General features: G+C 60.4%; 17 protein-coding genes. 13 read left to right on the top strand and 4 right to left on the bottom strand.

Translation table 11 applies throughout. The annotated features are described in order from the left end of the window. Window positions 1-3 precede the first annotated feature (3 nt). From EV561_RS30690 to EV561_RS30675, 4 genes are read right to left on the bottom strand one after another with little or no spacing between them, the layout of a single operon-like run. Window positions 4-672, bottom strand: a complete 669-nt coding sequence (locus tag EV561_RS30690) for an acyltransferase (protein WP_132527633.1) — start codon at window positions 670-672, stop codon at window positions 4-6. Next, complete coding sequence (locus EV561_RS30685) at window positions 669-1,133, bottom strand: hypothetical protein (RefSeq protein ID WP_132527631.1); 465 nt, start codon at window positions 1,131-1,133, stop codon at window positions 669-671. Before EV561_RS30685 ends, EV561_RS30690 begins: the two co-directional genes overlap by 4 nt. 5 nt (window positions 1,134-1,138) lie before the next feature. Then, window positions 1,139-1,492 carry a hypothetical protein gene (locus tag EV561_RS30680; RefSeq protein ID WP_132527629.1) on the bottom strand — a complete coding sequence of 118 codons (354 nt, stop codon included), beginning with the start codon at window positions 1,490-1,492 and terminating at the stop codon, window positions 1,139-1,141. A gap of 48 nt (window positions 1,493-1,540) precedes the next feature. Further along, window positions 1,541-2,032: a hypothetical protein gene (locus EV561_RS30675; RefSeq protein WP_132527627.1), complete on the bottom strand. Its 492-nt coding sequence runs from the start codon at window positions 2,030-2,032 to the stop codon at window positions 1,541-1,543. A gap of 78 nt (window positions 2,033-2,110) precedes the next feature. Here EV561_RS30675 and EV561_RS30670 point away from each other — a divergent pair, with 78 nt between their 5' ends. Genes EV561_RS30670 through EV561_RS30610 form a run of 13 tightly spaced genes read left to right on the top strand, consistent with a single transcriptional unit; the run spans window position 2,111 to window position 14,727 of the window. After that, on the top strand, window positions 2,111-2,800 hold the full coding sequence (locus EV561_RS30670) for a lytic transglycosylase domain-containing protein (protein WP_132527625.1): 690 nt from the start codon (window positions 2,111-2,113) through the stop codon (window positions 2,798-2,800). A 13-nt stretch (window positions 2,801-2,813) separates the two neighbouring features. After that, on the top strand, window positions 2,814-3,158 hold the full coding sequence (locus tag EV561_RS30665; protein ID WP_132527623.1) for a TrbC/VirB2 family protein: 345 nt from the start codon (window positions 2,814-2,816) through the stop codon (window positions 3,156-3,158). Then, entirely contained in the window at window positions 3,158-3,451 is a 294-nt protein-coding gene (locus EV561_RS30660; protein ID WP_132527621.1) for a VirB3 family type IV secretion system protein, read from the top strand. Before EV561_RS30665 ends, EV561_RS30660 begins: the two co-directional genes overlap by 1 nt. 11 nt (window positions 3,452-3,462) lie before the next feature. Continuing rightward, window positions 3,463-5,871, top strand: coding sequence for a VirB4 family type IV secretion/conjugal transfer ATPase (locus EV561_RS30655; RefSeq protein WP_132527619.1), 2,409 nt, complete (start codon window positions 3,463-3,465; stop codon window positions 5,869-5,871). Continuing rightward, window positions 5,868-6,524 (top strand): hypothetical protein, encoded by a 657-nt coding sequence (locus EV561_RS30650; protein WP_132527617.1) that lies wholly within the window; start codon window positions 5,868-5,870, stop codon window positions 6,522-6,524. Before EV561_RS30655 ends, EV561_RS30650 begins: the two co-directional genes overlap by 4 nt. Beyond that, a complete protein-coding gene (locus EV561_RS30645) occupies window positions 6,521-7,267 on the top strand; it encodes a type IV secretion system protein (protein ID WP_245513105.1) in 747 nt (248 codons plus the stop codon). The genes EV561_RS30650 and EV561_RS30645 overlap by 4 nt, the downstream gene beginning before the upstream one ends. 8 nt (window positions 7,268-7,275) lie before the next feature. Then, on the top strand, window positions 7,276-7,464 hold the full coding sequence (locus EV561_RS30640; RefSeq protein WP_132527615.1) for a hypothetical protein: 189 nt from the start codon (window positions 7,276-7,278) through the stop codon (window positions 7,462-7,464). A 13-nt stretch (window positions 7,465-7,477) separates the two neighbouring features. Continuing rightward, window positions 7,478-8,482 (top strand): type IV secretion system protein, encoded by a 1,005-nt coding sequence (locus EV561_RS30635; protein ID WP_132527613.1) that lies wholly within the window; start codon window positions 7,478-7,480, stop codon window positions 8,480-8,482. Between the two features lie 17 nt (window positions 8,483-8,499). Continuing rightward, window positions 8,500-9,231 carry a type IV secretion system protein gene (locus EV561_RS30630; protein WP_132527611.1) on the top strand — a complete coding sequence of 244 codons (732 nt, stop codon included), beginning with the start codon at window positions 8,500-8,502 and terminating at the stop codon, window positions 9,229-9,231. After that, complete coding sequence (locus EV561_RS30625) at window positions 9,228-10,058, top strand: TrbG/VirB9 family P-type conjugative transfer protein (RefSeq protein ID WP_245513103.1); 831 nt, start codon at window positions 9,228-9,230, stop codon at window positions 10,056-10,058. Before EV561_RS30630 ends, EV561_RS30625 begins: the two co-directional genes overlap by 4 nt. Then, window positions 10,048-11,310 (top strand): type IV secretion system protein VirB10, encoded by a 1,263-nt coding sequence (gene virB10, locus EV561_RS30620; RefSeq protein ID WP_132527609.1) that lies wholly within the window; start codon window positions 10,048-10,050, stop codon window positions 11,308-11,310. The genes EV561_RS30625 and virB10 overlap by 11 nt, the downstream gene beginning before the upstream one ends. Continuing rightward, a complete protein-coding gene (gene virB11, locus EV561_RS30615) occupies window positions 11,270-12,346 on the top strand; it encodes a P-type DNA transfer ATPase VirB11 (protein ID WP_245513101.1) in 1,077 nt (358 codons plus the stop codon). Before virB10 ends, virB11 begins: the two co-directional genes overlap by 41 nt. After that, a complete protein-coding gene (locus EV561_RS30610; protein ID WP_132527607.1) occupies window positions 12,343-14,727 on the top strand; it encodes a type IV secretory system conjugative DNA transfer family protein in 2,385 nt (794 codons plus the stop codon). Before virB11 ends, EV561_RS30610 begins: the two co-directional genes overlap by 4 nt. Window positions 14,728-14,729: the final 2 nt, after the last annotated feature.

Genomic DNA, 14,729 nt, shown 5'->3' with positions numbered 1-14,729 from the left:
GGCTTATTCGCTCTTCGGCCCGGCCTCGACGGGCAGGCAATCGACACCGTCATTGGCGTTGGTGATGCAACTGACATTGTACCCGGCGCCGGAGATCAGATAGGAGCAGACGCTCGTCCCCGCGCCATCCCTCGTTCCCGGAGCGCTGCAGTCGAGCCCGGATTGAACAAGATTGTAGAGTTTTCCGCCCTTGCCGCAGCCGAACTGACAGGCTTTCAGGATCGAGGACTGCGAGATGACAGCGCAAGTGCCGTTATAACAGATCTGCTGGCCAACTGCGCTGGTGAGGCCGAGCCGGTTGGCCTGGACCCATTCGTTGTTCTCATATTTGTCCCAGGCGGCGACCTGGGCGGAGGGACTGGCGAGGAAATCAGCGGTCGAGCCTGACCAGTAAGATTGCAATGTGCCGCTATCGCAAAATTGGAAGGCGCCGTAGCAGCGCGTGCCGTTGACGGCCGGCGAGGTGCTTGTGAAGCTTCCTTCGCTCTGCGTCACATTCGCGGCATATTCGGCGCAGTCGGCGGGCATGCCGGCCGCCATGAGGCTAACCGCCGATTCGCCTGCAAATGCAAGGGACGCGATGAAACCGAGGATCAAGCCGGCGTTGGCGCTGACGTCGCGGCGTCCGGGCCGCAGCCAGCCAAGGATGGAAAGAGAAGGCGACATGTTCATGGGATGGGCTCCACGTCATACGAGCCGTCGATAGGGTGGCCCCTCTCGTCGACTTCCTTGGTGGCGAGTTTCTTGTAGTTGAGCGACAGCACCGCCGTGCCGCCGAGCGGGAGTTGCGGGTCGGCCATTGTAACGGCCCCAGCACCCGCCTTCTTCAGGACCAAAAGGGCGGTGCACATGCCCTGGATGTTGCAATCGCCGTTGGTCTGGGAGAGCAGCCATTCCCCAGCCGGCGTTGTGAGCCGGGCGGTATAAATCGCCGGCACTTGGCCCATCTGCCGGATGGAGGCGAGATCGTCATCGCTCCAAATGCCGTCAGGATCGTGACGGGCGTCCAGCACCGTCCGCTCCAGCCTCAATGCGTAGCCTTGCTGGGCATAGGCTTGCCTGGCGGGGACGATAATCCCGGAGACAATCCCGGCAAGAATAGCGCCGGCAAACAGAAAACGGTTCGGTTTCATCCCGTTCATTTCCTCAATCTGGAGAGGGAAGTACGGATCGCGCGCAGGAGACCGCTGACGAGATCATCAAGGGCGAGGATCACCTTGTGACCGAAGCTGAAGAGCCGCCGGAGAATTCGATAGGCGCTCCAGACGAGCATGCCGTGGGCAAGAGCGAAGATCACAAGGACGACGAGCGTGTAGAACGGCGCTTCGAGCGGGTGATGGATCACGGCTTCAGCCTCCCGCCGCATCCAGTTCAATCCCCACGATGCCAGTAGCAGGACATTGACCGCGAACCAGAGGAGAACCCAGTATTTTACGCTCCACGGATCGGCTCTCCGGACCGGTTCGTAGATGACGATCCTCTCGTCGCGCATATCGGTCACCTCCTGCGTATAAACTTCACATATATAAAGTTATCTTGCTCAATGGTTCAAGTCGAACCAGAAACGTTGCGCACTCCCGGACGACTGCCTGATATCGAAATAATACGGCTGGCCTCTCACTGGGCGCGGCTGTGAGATCGTCTCGCCACAGCCGCCATCATTGTGCCCGCCGGATCCGCAGATATTGCTCTTAACGCAAAGATCGGGCTCGCTAGTGGAGTGATTGCCGCTATCCGCAGAGCTGTAGCCGACCGAATAACCGGCCGGGCAATCACCATATCGCTCATATCCAGGCGCCTTGGTACCCGCGCTCGAGCAAGTCGGCCACGAGAAGTGCGGCTCCGCCATTTCCGTGATCAACTTGACCATCGGCGGCACGCAATAGGGAATGCCATGCCATGAGGGGTTCACCGCAGCCGCACATAGAAGCACCTGGCAGCCCCATTCTGCATCTGCAGCCTCCACCGGCCCCGAGGGTCTCGCTGTAATCGAAAGAACACCGAGAACGGCGGCCTGCCACTTCCTCATCATAAGTTGCTCCATAGCAATTTCTTGATTGATATTTTGTTTTAACTTTGTATATATGAAATTAACAACACGGGCAACACCATGAATCGTTATCTCCTTCCGATCACATTCATAGCTCTGACAATCGCTACGGCACCGCTGGCCGCCACCGAGATTCGTGCCGTCCCGAACACTCCCACCTGCACCGACGCGGCCGTTAGGCCCGAGGCGATCATGCAGATGATTCGTCAGGAAAGTGCACGTCAGGGCGTCGATACCCGCCTGGCGCTGGCGATCTCCGATCAGGAATCCGGCTTCGGTCGGCACGTCAATTCTCTGAGCGGCGCGCGCGGTCCAATGCAGCTGCTGCCCGCGACCGCAACCCGCTATAGCGTGGCCGACATATGTGACGCCGCTCAAAACATTCGGGGCGGCATTGCCTATCTTAAGGATCTCGGCAGCCTCTTCGGCGGCAACATCTTTCTGACAGTTGCTGCCTACAATGCGGGCGAAGACCGCATCATCCGGTCCGGCGGGGTTCCGCCGATCGCAGAGACGGTCAACTACACCGCGCGTGTCGCCAATGCCTATTATGGCTTCAACAATTCGCTGAAAGGGGGCCGCCGTCACACATCTGCGGCGGCCAGCGCCGATCAACCGGCAGAAGCGACTGCCGGCGTCGATCTTCTCAATGCCGGCTCAGGCTCAGACCAGCCGATACCCGTCAACCAAAACAAAGCAGAGCCCTCTGTCCCCTTCTGGATCGGTGGCTCGGTTCTCTATGTCCAGTAGCACGGAGTGATCCATGAATACCGCCCAACGCACCATGAAGATGCTCGTTTCGCCTCGCAGCCGCTCGGCTGCCATCCACGGCATGGCATTTGCCGGAATCCTGTTCAGTCAGACAGGTCTTGCTTTTGCAGCAGGCGATGTCTTCCAACCGATCCAATCGGTATTTACGACGCTCCTTAACTTCATGACCGGCACCTTCGCGACAACGGCTGCGACAATCGCCTGTGCCGCCGTCGGCTATCTCGCATTGACCAGCCGTATCCCGTGGTCCTGGTGCTTCTCGATCATCGTCGGCATCGCCTTCATCTTCGGAGGTTCCCAGCTCGTCACCACGATGTCCTCGGGGCTTGGGAACTGATGGGCGATCTCGAAAAACCTCAGATCGCACCGCTGGTGATCGCGCTGACGCGTCCCCGGATGATGTGGGGCGTACCCATCGGGCTCTTTGTCGGCGAGTTGATGGTGGTGGTGATGACATTTCTCAACACAAAGAACCTGGCGACCTTCCTGCTTTTCCTGCCGCTGCACGCAGCCGCCTATGTGATGACCGTTCGCGATCCGCACCTGGCCAATGTGGTCAGAATGCGCTTTGCCAAATGCCCCTGGGTACGGAACCGTCACTTCTGGGGCGGCAATTCCTACCAGCCTTGAGGAGAGACGTCATGCAGAACGCCGTCCGCGATGGTCTCCGTTTCGCCGTAGAAATAGCCCGGGAAAAGTCAGTATCGAAACATGTTCCATATCTGCGCCACGTCGATGAGGAAACGTTGCGCACCAAGGAAGGCATGCTGGTCTCGATCATTCGCTTTGACGGCTTCTGCCATCAGACCGCGGACCAGGCCTTCATCGACAACGAAGCCGCCAATCGCAACACGCTGCTGCGCGCTTTATCGGACAGTCGATTCGCGGTCTGTTCTCACATCATCCGCCGGCGCATCCCGCCTGATATCGACGGAACGTTTTCCATCGACTTCTGCAAATCTCTCGATGAGCGCTACATGCAGGCGCTGTCGAATATGCGCATGTATTCGAACGAACTCTATCTTAGCGTCATCCGGCGTGGTTTTCAGGGCAAGGTCGGCCTTGCAGACAACGCGCTGTCCCGGTTCCGGAAGGTAAGCGGCGTCTCCGACCGAGCGCTCGACCTTGAGGCGCGACAGGAATTGCGTGATCATGTTGCCAATATCGTCAAGGGAATGGAAGGTTATGGTGCGCGCCTTCTGAAGGCGACGATGCGCAATGGTAGCGCCTTTTCCGAGCCGCTGGAGTTTCTTGGCCAACTTTTGAGTGGCGGCGTTCCGGTCAAAATGCTTCTGCCCCGAATGCCGCTAGACGAGTATCTGCCGACACGGCGCATCACCTTCGGGCGGCGAATGCTGGAGATGCGGGGTAGCGACGATGCTGACCCACGGTTCGGCGCCATGCTCTCGGTGCGCGAATACCCACCCTATACCGCGGCGGGGATGTTGGACGGGCTCCTGAAGGTTCCGGGTGAGTTCATCGTCAGTCAGAGCTTTGCCCTGCAGGACCGGGCACCGGTCCTGTCCGAAATGGACCGGATTGAGCGTCAGATCAGCGTCTCCGACGAGCGTGGCACCAGCCTAGAAAGTGCAATCTCGATCGCCAAGGACGAGCTGGTCAATGGACGCGCTGTGATGGGCTACCATCATCTCTCCGTCATGGCGCTTGGCAATTCCATCAAGGAGACTGAAGCTTGCTCACAGGCGGTCACGAAGGAACTGCAGAACGCCGGCATGGTGGTGGTTCGCGAAGACCTCAATGCCGAGCCGGCTTTCTGGGCGCAGCTTCCGGGGAATTTCGCCTACATCGCCAGGCGCGCGATCATTTCCTCGCGAAATTTCTGGGGCATGGCCTCCTATCACAATTTTGCACTCGGCAAGCCGCGGGGAAACCATTGGGGGCCGGCGATCTCGCTCCTCCAGACGACGTCGATGACGCCGTATTATTTCAATTTCCACAAGGGCGAGGTCGGCAACTTCATCGTCACCGGACCGACCGGCTCCGGCAAGACCGTGGGCCTGCTCTTCCTGCTCTCGCAGGCGATGCGCACCAGCCCGCAACCGCGCTGCGCCCTGTTCGACAAGGATCGTGGCGGGGAGATTTTCATCCGCGCCTGTGGCGGTCAATACGAGGTGCTGAAGCCCGGCGTCGCGACTGGCTTCAATCCCCTGCAAATCGAGGACACGCCGGAAGCGCGGACCTTCCTCCATGACCTGCTCGCCTATCTCGTGCGGCCGCGCAGCGAAGTCGACAAGCTTTCCGCTGAACAAGAGAAGATCCTGACCGCCGCAGTCGAGCATATCTTCGCAGCGCCCATCCGCGAGCGGCATTTCCGTGATGTCATCCATCTGCTGCGCGGTGCGGAAATGGCCGGCCGGGACGATCTCGCCTCACGGTTCGAGGTCTGGTGCGACACGCATGGCTGGCTCTTCGACAATCCCGTCGATCGTTGGGATGCGGATCGTGGAATCCTTGGGTTCGATCTCACTGCCATTCTCGATGATCCCGAGATCCGCACCGCCGCACTCGGCTACATCTTCTTCCGCATCGGCGGAATGCTCGATGGCGTCCGGCCGATGATGCTCTTCATCGACGAAGGATGGAAGGTGCTCGGCGACGAGAAGGCAGCAAACTTCCTCAACGACCAGCTCAAGACGATCCGCAAAAAGAACGGCATCATCGGGCTTGGAACGCAATCGCCCCGCGACATTACAACGGCGAAGATTGCCCATACGCTGCTCGAGCAGAGCCCAACCAATATCTTCTTCCCGAATCCGAAAGCCGATCGCGACAGCTATATGGGCGCCTTCGGCCTGTCGGAGACCGAATTCGACTGGGTGAAGTCGACCTCGTCCACCAGTCGGCAATTCCTCGTGAAACATGACCACGACAGCGTGATCGCAAGGCTCGATCTCTCCGCACTCCCTGAGTTCATCAAGGTCCTGTCGGGGCGCACCGAAACGGTCGCAGAGTGCGAACGCCTTCGGGAAAAGTTCGGTGACACGCCCGAAGACTGGCTTCCCTATTTCTGCAGCTGGAGGCAAGAATGACCATGCGGCTTCCGCTCACCGCACTTGTCGGCGCGAGCCTGCTTCTCGCACCGGCGCCATCCTTCGCCCAGGTGCCGGTCACCGACGCCCAACGGGAAAAGTCGGAGACCAATACGGCCTTTTGCATGCAGCGCGCGCGGACCTTCAAGCAGGGATCGGTTGCGCCGACGAAGAATATCCATGGCAGCGTCACCATCCAGAGCGACACTGGTGGCATCCGGTCAGTGACCGGCCAGACCGTGACCGGTCAACCGCTGAGCGGCACCACGATCGGCGGCAGTGACTTCGCGCTGTTGCTTGGCGCTGCAAATACGATCCAGGCGATCAAGACGAAGAATGTCGGGCAGGCTGTTGCCTCGCTCGCGGCTGTTGCCGCTGCGATCTCCGCCAATTCGACATCATTTTCGACACAGTCCGGCACGATAGGTCAGGCGACAACGATCAAGGGCGCATTCGAGCAGAACGCCGTCACCCGGCTCACGAATGCGCAGGTCTGGAATCAGGCGATCCAAGCGGTCGGGGCAGCCAATCAGCTTCGCAACCAGCGGCTCCTTGATCTGACTGCGGCCGCCAGCGCGACCGCCAAGGTCATGACCTACGATCCGTCCAAGGTGACGTTGACCAGTCCGCAAAACCAGGAAGGGAACAAATGATGGAGGTCTTGCCCGTTCGCCGGAGCGCCAGCGCGGTACTTTTCGCCCTCTTGATCTTTGCCGGCTCCGGACCAGCGTTTGCCCAGGTCCCTGTCATCGACGAGGCAACGCTGTCACAGGCGAAGGAAACGGCCTCGAACACGGCCGAGATCATGAGCAGCAACAGCGATATCCTCCAGACCGTCAATAAGACGCTTGCCGCCGTCACCGGCAATCGCTCGACCGCGGAGATCGCGGGCACGGCACTCGGCTCAGGCTTCACAATGGGGAATGCACCGGACTTCTCCTCGCTTCTTTCCGGCCAGATGGCCTGGGGCAAGCTCGGCTCCTACGGCACGACGGCCTCAACAATTCTTAACGGTCTCAACCTCGTGAAGACGCTGTCCGGGCAGACGGACAGTGCGAGCTACACGCGCGGCGACAAATCCTATCAGGCGTTGGTCAATACAGCGACCGCGCTGACCGCGGCGATCTCCGGGACCCATGCCGGCACCGAACAGCGGGTCCAAAGCTTCCAGAATGTCGAAAGCCAGATCGGCACAACCACCGACATCAAGGGCTCAATTGACCAGAATTCGCAGGTCCAGACCCAGACGGCGCAAACCGTGAACGAACTGGTTGGCGCGGTCAACGCCGGCAATGCGGCACTCAACGCCCAGCAGATGCAACAGATTGCGGCTGAAGCCGCCATCGCCGAGTTCATGACCTACGACAGCAGCAAAGTGACCCTCACTGGGCAATAGGACACCTCATGCATCGACACCTGTTCGCTCTCGCACTTGGTGCGCTTCTCGCGACCGTTTCAGGCTGTGCCGGCCACAAGGAGCTGAAGGCGCCCTGTTCGGCGCAAATGAGCCCGAGCTTTTTCTCTTCCGCCGCCTATGCCACTGAAGCCGATTGCGGCCCGCTGATCCGTCAGGACGGCGTCACCAAGTTCTGAAAGCCCAGCTCCCATGGCCAATGACATATTCGATACGCTGTTCGGCAAGGTCGACAGCATGGGAACCTCTGCTGTGCAGAGCATGTACGAGCCGCTCGCCACCTATCTCGGCCCGCTCTTCCTTGCCGCGCTCACCGTCTATGTCGTCTGGTGGGGCTACGAGATGCTGTTCGGTCGGGCGCCGATGACAGCGGGCGCTTTTGTCTGGAAGTTCGGTCGCGCCTTCATCGCCTACAGCCTGATCGTTACCTGGGCGACCTACCAGCCGCTGATCGTCACACCGCTCGTCGAAGCCCCGAATGCTGTCGCAACCGTCGTGTGCGAGGCTGCGGGCGGCGAGGGCTGCGGGACGGGCGGGGCTTCGATGGGCCAGAGCCTTTCCGACATCTGGCATGCCGGCATGGCAGGCGCGTCTGCGGTGGCTGCGCAGGGAGGCGTAACTGCCCTCTGGCTTTATTTCGTTGCCGGCGCAATCATCATATTCGTGCTGATCCTGTGCGCGACTGCGGCGGTGATCCTGATCATGGGCAAGATGACCATGTTCATCCTGCTCGGGATCGGTCCGATCGTGATCTGCTGCGCCCTCTTCAACATCACGTCGGGGGTCGTCGACGGCTGGATCCGATCGCTTGCGACCTATTCGCTGCTGCCGATCCTCGTCTACACCGTGCTTGGCCTGATGACGACCCTGCTCGGAAATACCGTGACCGCGCTTCAATCGGGAGAGCCCACACTCGGAACAGTCACCCCCTTCATCTTCATGTGCTTGGCGACAACCCTGATGTTGAAGGAAGTCGTCGGGCTTGCCGCGGCGATCGCAGGCGGCGGCCCACGTATCGACGGTTCCGCGAGCTCCGGATTGCGCAAGATCGCCGCAGGCACCCATCTGGGCGCGACAGACGCATGGCGTGCCAGCCGGGCGTTGTGGGGCGGGTTTCCCGGAGGGACCCCAACCATTTCGGACGGCAGCGCAGCGGCCGCCCAGGTCATGGCGGCGGCGATCAACGCCCGCAAATGATGTCCAGGAGATTTTGAATGGAAGCAGAAGAGAATACGGGTGCGACGACGTCAACGGCGCTTCCGCCCATCGACTCCCGCTACTATCAGGAGGGCGAGCGCTGGGAAATATCCGTCTATCGCTCGGTCGCCGCCTCGCGCGCCGTCTGGCGGGTCGTGGCAATCACGCTCGGCGTTGCTCTCCTCGCCATGATCGGACTGTTATGGGCGACCCTGCCGCTAAAGAGTTTCGACGTCGTCGTGCTCGAAGTCGACAAGACCACCGGCTATGTCGAGGCAAGCCGTCCGCTTTCCGAAGCAGGAGACCTCACCCAGAACGAGGCCGTGACGCGGGCCAATATCGTTCGCTTCATCCGTGCGAGGGAAACCTACGATCCAAAGGGCTTGCGGGATAATTTCGACCTGGCCTCGCTCTATTCGACCGGCAAGGCGGCGCAAGATCTCGCCAATACCTATTCCGGCTCCAATCCCAACAACCCCGTCAAGCTCTATGGCGCGAACACCACGATCTCTGTTGCGATCAAAAGCATCATTTTCCTCAACGAACAGACCGCCGCGGTGCGGTTCTCGACAACCCGAAACGGCCAGACGGGGGCATCTGAAACCGACCATTGGGTCGCCAACGTCCGGTTCAAATACACATCCGAGCCGATGCGCAACGACTGGCGCTTCGACAATCCCTTGGGATTTCAGGTCACCGAATACCGGCGTGATCAGGAAACAGTCAGCTCGACCGAGGATCGCCAGTGATCGAGCATAAGAAATTGATCGCCCAAAAGATAAAGTTGTTTCTCATCGCCACGCTGTTGCTCACTATCGTTGTCTCTCTTGCCAGGGCAGAAAGCCTGCCACAGGCGGTCAAAGCCGATGCGCGGATCCGCACTGTTCCCTTCCAGCAGGACAACATCATCCAGCTCGCCGGGATGATGGGCGTTTCGACCATGATCGTCTTCAACGACGACGAGAAGATCGCAACGGTCGCCATGGGCGACAGCGTCGCGTGGCAGGCCGTGCCCGACCAGTCGCGACAGTACCTGTTCATCAAGCCGCTCGAGCCGAACGCGGTTACGAACATGAATGTCGTGACGTCAAAGCGGGTCTATAACTTCATGCTGACGGGTGCGACGCCCGGCAATACCCGCAATGCCGTCATCAAGCTGCGCTTCGCCTATCCGGACGACGTAGCGAACGCGAGACTCCTGGCCACAGCCAAGGAAATCGCCGCCATGCCGAATATCAAAGCAGCACTCGCCAACTCCGCCGGGCTCAACTACGACTATGGCTACAAAGGTGCTGTCGATAACAGGCCGACCGCCATGTTCGATGACGGCGTCAAGACCTTTTTCCAGTTTTCCGGTGAACTGCCGGCTTTCTTCGCCGTCAAGTCGGACGGCCATGAAAGCCTCGTGAACTTCCGGCGCGAGGGCGACTACATCGTCATCGACAAGGTGGCGGACCAGTGGACCCTGCGCAACGGCGACGTCGCCACTTGTGTCTTCAATCTCAAAAAAACCGGACATCGACAACCCGTCGTCATGGCTGCCGACGACCACTACGGAGGCGGCAATGGCCATTGATTTCGAGGAAGAGGCAAAGATCACCGAAACAGTGGCGCGTCCCACCCGTAGCAAGGGCGGGAAGCTCCTACCCATCCTCCTCGGCTCCGCTGCCCTCGCCATTCTTGGCTACGCCGCCTATGTTTCGTTCGGCGAGCGCGGAACGGGGGCCCGCGATGCGACGCGAGAAGAGTTTAAAACAGCCAGCCGTTCTGGTCATCTGGACCTTGATCCGAGGTCCACGGATCCCAGGCCCACCCCGGAACCGGACGACAACAGACTGGTGATCACTCCACCGCCCGCCGAGGCGGAGCAGAAGGTCCAGCCGGTGGTTATCGCTGCGCCGCCCGTTGACGACGGCGCGGCTCGCCGCGCGGCGGAAGAGCTGGAGCGCGCCAGAAAGGCCGAAGAGCTTCGTCAGGCCCGCCTACGCTCGAACATGCTGGTGGTCGACCAGGCTCAACAGAGAGACGCGGCGGGCTCCCTTATGGGCACGAACGCATCGAACACGACGGCGGATGTCGGGGCGCCAGACGACGATCCGAACCGGAAGTTCGTCGCTGCCATCGGGGCGCAGGATGTAGAGACAGTGAGAGCGACCCGCAACGATCGCATCGATGCGCTGATCCCCCAGGGCACGCTCATCCGCGCCGTCCTCGAAACCGCGATCCAGTCGGATCTTCCCGGCATGGTTCGGGCGGTCATCTCTAGCGACGTGTATTCCTTCGATGGCCGCCGCATCCTGCTGCCGAAGGGCACGATGCTGACCGGCGAATACAAGAGTGGGATCGCCCGCGGCCAGACCCGAGTTTTGATCGTCTGGACACGGGCCCTGCGAGCTGACGGTACTTCGGTTTCGCTCGGCTCCTACGGCGCCGACGATCTTGGCAGGTCTGGCCTGCCGGGTATCGTCGACAAGCACTACCTCGAGCGTTTTGGTGCTGCCGCCGTGCTAAGTCTCGTCGGCGGCGTTTCATCCTTCATTGCCGGCCTCAATACTGATGGCAGCAGTTCGACGTCATCGTCGTCCTCGTCCACTGCGTCCGACGCGCAGACCCAGGCGCAGCAGACCATCTCACAAACCATGGCCGAGATGGCAAACACTGCCTTGAAAGATTCGATCAATATTCCACCGACCATCTATGTCGATCAGGGAACCCAGATCGTCGTCTTCGTGCGCCGCGATCTCGATTTCTCCACGCTCTATCCCGATCCCGTGAAGGAGGCCGTCAATGAGCTTCGCCGCGCCCAGTTTTCCGGAAAGAGGCGCTGAAGGCGCGTCGCTTTGGCAATCCCTTCCGATCTTCTTCCGGCAGGTCGCGCAACCCATTCGCTCCCTGCTGGAGGATCCTGCCGTCATTGAGATCATGTGCAATTGTCCCGGAGAAGTCTGGGTCGAGCGCGCCGACCAGGCAAGAATGGTCCGGCATACGGTAGCTAGCCTCGACGAACGGGCGATCCGCGGCCTCGCCCAGATGATCGCCGGCTCCACCCAGCAAAGTGTCAACGAAGAGACGCCGCTGCTATCGGCAGCCATGCCCCACGGCGAGCGGTTTCAGGCGGTGCTGGCCCCGGTTGCAGCCGCCGGCGGCGCTTTTGCGATCCGCAAGCAGGTCATCCGCGACATAAGCCTCGACGACTATATCGCGCTTGGCGGTTTCGACAGCGTTCGTGTGTCCGGCCCGGCCGGAGCCATCGCCGATCTTTCCGACCTCGACCGCGAGCTGGTCGGGCGTCTGGTCGATCCTTCGCCGACGGCACGGCGCGACTGGTTCCGATTCGCCGTCGAAAACCGCGTCACTCTGCTGATTTCCGGCGGCACCTCCTCGGGCAAGGCCACGTTCTTTAACGGTCTGCTGAAGGATGTCCCGCTCTGGGAACGGCTCATCTCCATCGAGGACACGCGCGAACTCAGGCCGCCCCATCAGAACACGCTGGCGCTGATCGCCTCCAAGGGCGGGCAGGGCAGAGCGAAGACCACCATCCAGGACTGCCTCGAGGCCGCCTTGCGCCTGCGGCCCGATCGCATCTTCATGGGCGAGATTCGCGGTGCGGAAGCGTTCTCGTTCCTGCAGGCAGTCAATACCGGCCATCCCGGTTCGATGTCGACGCTGCATGCCGACAATCCCCTCGGCGCCTATGAGCGTCTGGCGATGGCAACCATGCAGGCTGGCCTTGGCCTTTCCAAGGCCGAGCTTCTCGAATTCGTCCGGTTTGTCGCGCCGGTCGTGGTGCAGATCAGCCGCGATCCGGTCACCATGAAGCGTGGTGTCACGGAGATCTACTTCAACAAATGGTCGGCATCATGAAGCGCTTTGAAAAGATCGTTCTGATCGTCGCCGGTCCATTCCTTGCCGCTGCTGCCCTATTCTTCGCATGGTCCACCAACTATGCGGCGGCCAGCTTCTTCCTCCTAAGAAGCACGACGATGTGGAGGAGTTTTACGACTGACGACCTGTTGATGCCGGTCAAGCAGGCCTGGGTCTACCTGGGAAACCCGAAAGTACGCAGTCTGATCGGCGTGGCCGCGATCGCGACGCTGATCGAGGCAGGCGTCACCACCGGCGGCATTCTGCTTTTGATCTTCCGTCCCTGGGAGGTCCGCCCACCGGGCGAGGGTTCGCGCTTCGCAACGCTGAAGGATCTGGAAAAGAGCGGCCTGACCCAGGGCGACCCCGGAAAATCCATCCTGCTCGGCACCTTCGGCAAGGGTAAGAAGGCTATCGACATCCGCTACAGCGGCGACAGCCATTTCTTCGTCAACGGTCCGTCGCGTTCCGGCAAGGGCAGGGGGTTCGTGATGACAAACCTGCTCGAATATCGGGGCTCGGTGGTCGTTCTCGATGTGAAGCTGGAGAACTTTGCGCTGACCGGCGCGGCCCGCCTCGCGATGGGCCAGAAATGTTTCGTCTTCGCGCCGGGATCAAAGAATTCGCACCGTTGGAACCCATTGGATTTTGTGCGGGACTGGCCGGAGCGCTCGACCGACCTCATCAATCTCGCAACCACCCTACTGCCGATCGGCGAGAAGGAGGAGGGCTACTGGAAGCAGACGGCCCGCGGCCTGATGGCTTCGTTGATCGGCTACGTTCTCGAGTCCAGGACGATGGAGGGGCGGCGGCACCTGCGCTCGGTCCTGCGATTGTTCTCAATGGGCAAGCCATTCTCCGACGTGCTTGAAACAATCATCGCGGGCGAACCCGAGCTGAACGATTTTATCCTCGCCGGTTTCCGGCAGCATCTTGGACGTGACGAGGATCAGCGACCGTCTTTCGAGGGACACATCGTGACAGTGCTCGGGCCTTTCAACAATCTGCTGATGGCCGAGGCCTGTGCGGCGAGCGACTTCGATATCCGCGATCTCAGGCGCAGGCCGTTTTCGTTGTTTATCGCCAGTCCCGTGTCGGATTTCGGGACGGTGGAACCGCTGATCCGTCTCCTGATCCAGCAGATCCACGATGTCATGCTGCGTCGGCTGCCAAGCCCAGAAGAGCCGCACAAGATCCTGATGATGCTCGACGAGTTCTACCAGTTCGAGCGTCTTCCAGAGATCGTCAAACGGGCGCCGTTGGTGGCGGGATACGGTTTGACCATCGCGCTCGTTGCCCAGAACATCCCGCAGATCGACGAGCGTTATGGCCAGAGGACCCGCGATGCCTTGATCGGCAACATGGACATAAAGCTCTTCATTGCCGTTGGCGACGAGACCACCGCGCGTTTCGTCTCCACCCATCTGGGCCGGAAATATGAGGAGCGGGAAGGGTGGGGGCGAAATCGAGGCGTGCTGAGCTCGAAGACGGCATCGCAGGGGCGTTTCGAGCTCGTTCCACTGATGGATCCCGATGCGGTCCAGCGCCTTGATGATGAGAAAACGATCCTGCAGATCCGTAGCGGTTATGGCGCCATTCTCAATAAGATGAACTTCTACACCCAGGACAGGTTCATCGCCCGGCGCCGGCAGGTCGAGGCCTATGCCAGGGATCTGTCCATTCCCGAGATACCGTTGCAGGTGGAATGGCCATTGTTTGAGGCAAGGCCGAGGGCATCAGATCCGGACATGACGCAAAAAGTCGCGCGGTTTGTAACTGTCGGCCCCGATCATGATGATATTGTCCTAATGCGGGCACGTGGGGTCTTTTCCGAGCCCGCGAGCCTCATGCACGCCTATAGACAGGCGATTATCTCGGCTGACGATCAGGCAGTCGCCGACCTCTTATTCCGGCTGAGAACCGCGCCAGACACCATCGGTGCGCTGCATGGCAACCGGAGCAGACTAGACACAACAGCACGCCAAGCCCGCACCGCTGCGCTGGACGCAGTATGGCCCTTGCGAGACGCGATCACCGCCGCGCGGTGGGCCGCGATTGCCGCGCGTCTCGAACGGACTACGAATGGGGCGGAGCTCTACTTTTCTTCAGGAATGCCGCTGCCCGGCGTTCCGATCGCCGAGGAAACCGAAGACGACGAAGACAATCGGCTGCAAGTGTTTTTCCAGGATGGAAGCACCGTCCTCGCCGAGATCGAAGAATTTTTAGGGGATGAGATCGATGCCGGCCGAGCTGGAGACGCGAGCGCGTTGTCGCGTGCACTCACGAATCTCCGGACCCGCTATGAACAATCGATGAGCGAACCGGAAGAGGTGAAGGAATTACGGTTGGCGGATGTCGCGACCGCCAAACAAAGCCCTTGAGC

It is taken from the genome of Rhizobium sp. BK376, from assembly GCF_004341625.1.
Classification (GTDB): Bacteria; Pseudomonadota; Alphaproteobacteria; order Rhizobiales; family Rhizobiaceae; genus Rhizobium.
Note: the sequence above shows the minus strand (reverse complement) of the source record. Positions and strands in the feature narration are given on the sequence as shown.

What these genes read in the sequence shown, in the direction of transcription:
- EV561_RS30680 (WP_132527629.1), bottom strand. Translation starts at nt 1,492, where the DNA reads ATGCGCGACGAGAGGATCGTCATCTACGAACCGGTCCGGAGAGCCGAT.
- EV561_RS30640 (WP_132527615.1), top strand. Translation starts at nt 7,276, where the DNA reads ATGCATCGACACCTGTTCGCTCTCGCACTTGGTGCGCTTCTCGCGACC.
- EV561_RS30690 (WP_132527633.1), bottom strand. Translation starts at nt 672, where the DNA reads ATGAACATGTCGCCTTCTCTTTCCATCCTTGGCTGGCTGCGGCCCGGA.
- virB10 (WP_132527609.1), top strand. Translation starts at nt 10,048, where the DNA reads ATGGCCATTGATTTCGAGGAAGAGGCAAAGATCACCGAAACAGTGGCG.
- EV561_RS30675 (WP_132527627.1), bottom strand. Translation starts at nt 2,032, where the DNA reads ATGATGAGGAAGTGGCAGGCCGCCGTTCTCGGTGTTCTTTCGATTACA.
- EV561_RS30610 (WP_132527607.1), top strand. Translation starts at nt 12,343, where the DNA reads ATGAAGCGCTTTGAAAAGATCGTTCTGATCGTCGCCGGTCCATTCCTT.
- EV561_RS30650 (WP_132527617.1), top strand. Translation starts at nt 5,868, where the DNA reads ATGACCATGCGGCTTCCGCTCACCGCACTTGTCGGCGCGAGCCTGCTT.
- EV561_RS30665 (WP_132527623.1), top strand. Translation starts at nt 2,814, where the DNA reads ATGAATACCGCCCAACGCACCATGAAGATGCTCGTTTCGCCTCGCAGC.
- EV561_RS30660 (WP_132527621.1), top strand. Translation starts at nt 3,158, where the DNA reads ATGGGCGATCTCGAAAAACCTCAGATCGCACCGCTGGTGATCGCGCTG.
- EV561_RS30685 (WP_132527631.1), bottom strand. Translation starts at nt 1,133, where the DNA reads ATGAAACCGAACCGTTTTCTGTTTGCCGGCGCTATTCTTGCCGGGATT.
- EV561_RS30630 (WP_132527611.1), top strand. Translation starts at nt 8,500, where the DNA reads ATGGAAGCAGAAGAGAATACGGGTGCGACGACGTCAACGGCGCTTCCG.
- EV561_RS30645 (WP_245513105.1), top strand. Translation starts at nt 6,521, where the DNA reads ATGATGGAGGTCTTGCCCGTTCGCCGGAGCGCCAGCGCGGTACTTTTC.
- EV561_RS30635 (WP_132527613.1), top strand. Translation starts at nt 7,478, where the DNA reads ATGGCCAATGACATATTCGATACGCTGTTCGGCAAGGTCGACAGCATG.
- EV561_RS30670 (WP_132527625.1), top strand. Translation starts at nt 2,111, where the DNA reads ATGAATCGTTATCTCCTTCCGATCACATTCATAGCTCTGACAATCGCT.
- virB11 (WP_245513101.1), top strand. Translation starts at nt 11,270, where the DNA reads ATGAGCTTCGCCGCGCCCAGTTTTCCGGAAAGAGGCGCTGAAGGCGCG.
- EV561_RS30655 (WP_132527619.1), top strand. Translation starts at nt 3,463, where the DNA reads ATGCAGAACGCCGTCCGCGATGGTCTCCGTTTCGCCGTAGAAATAGCC.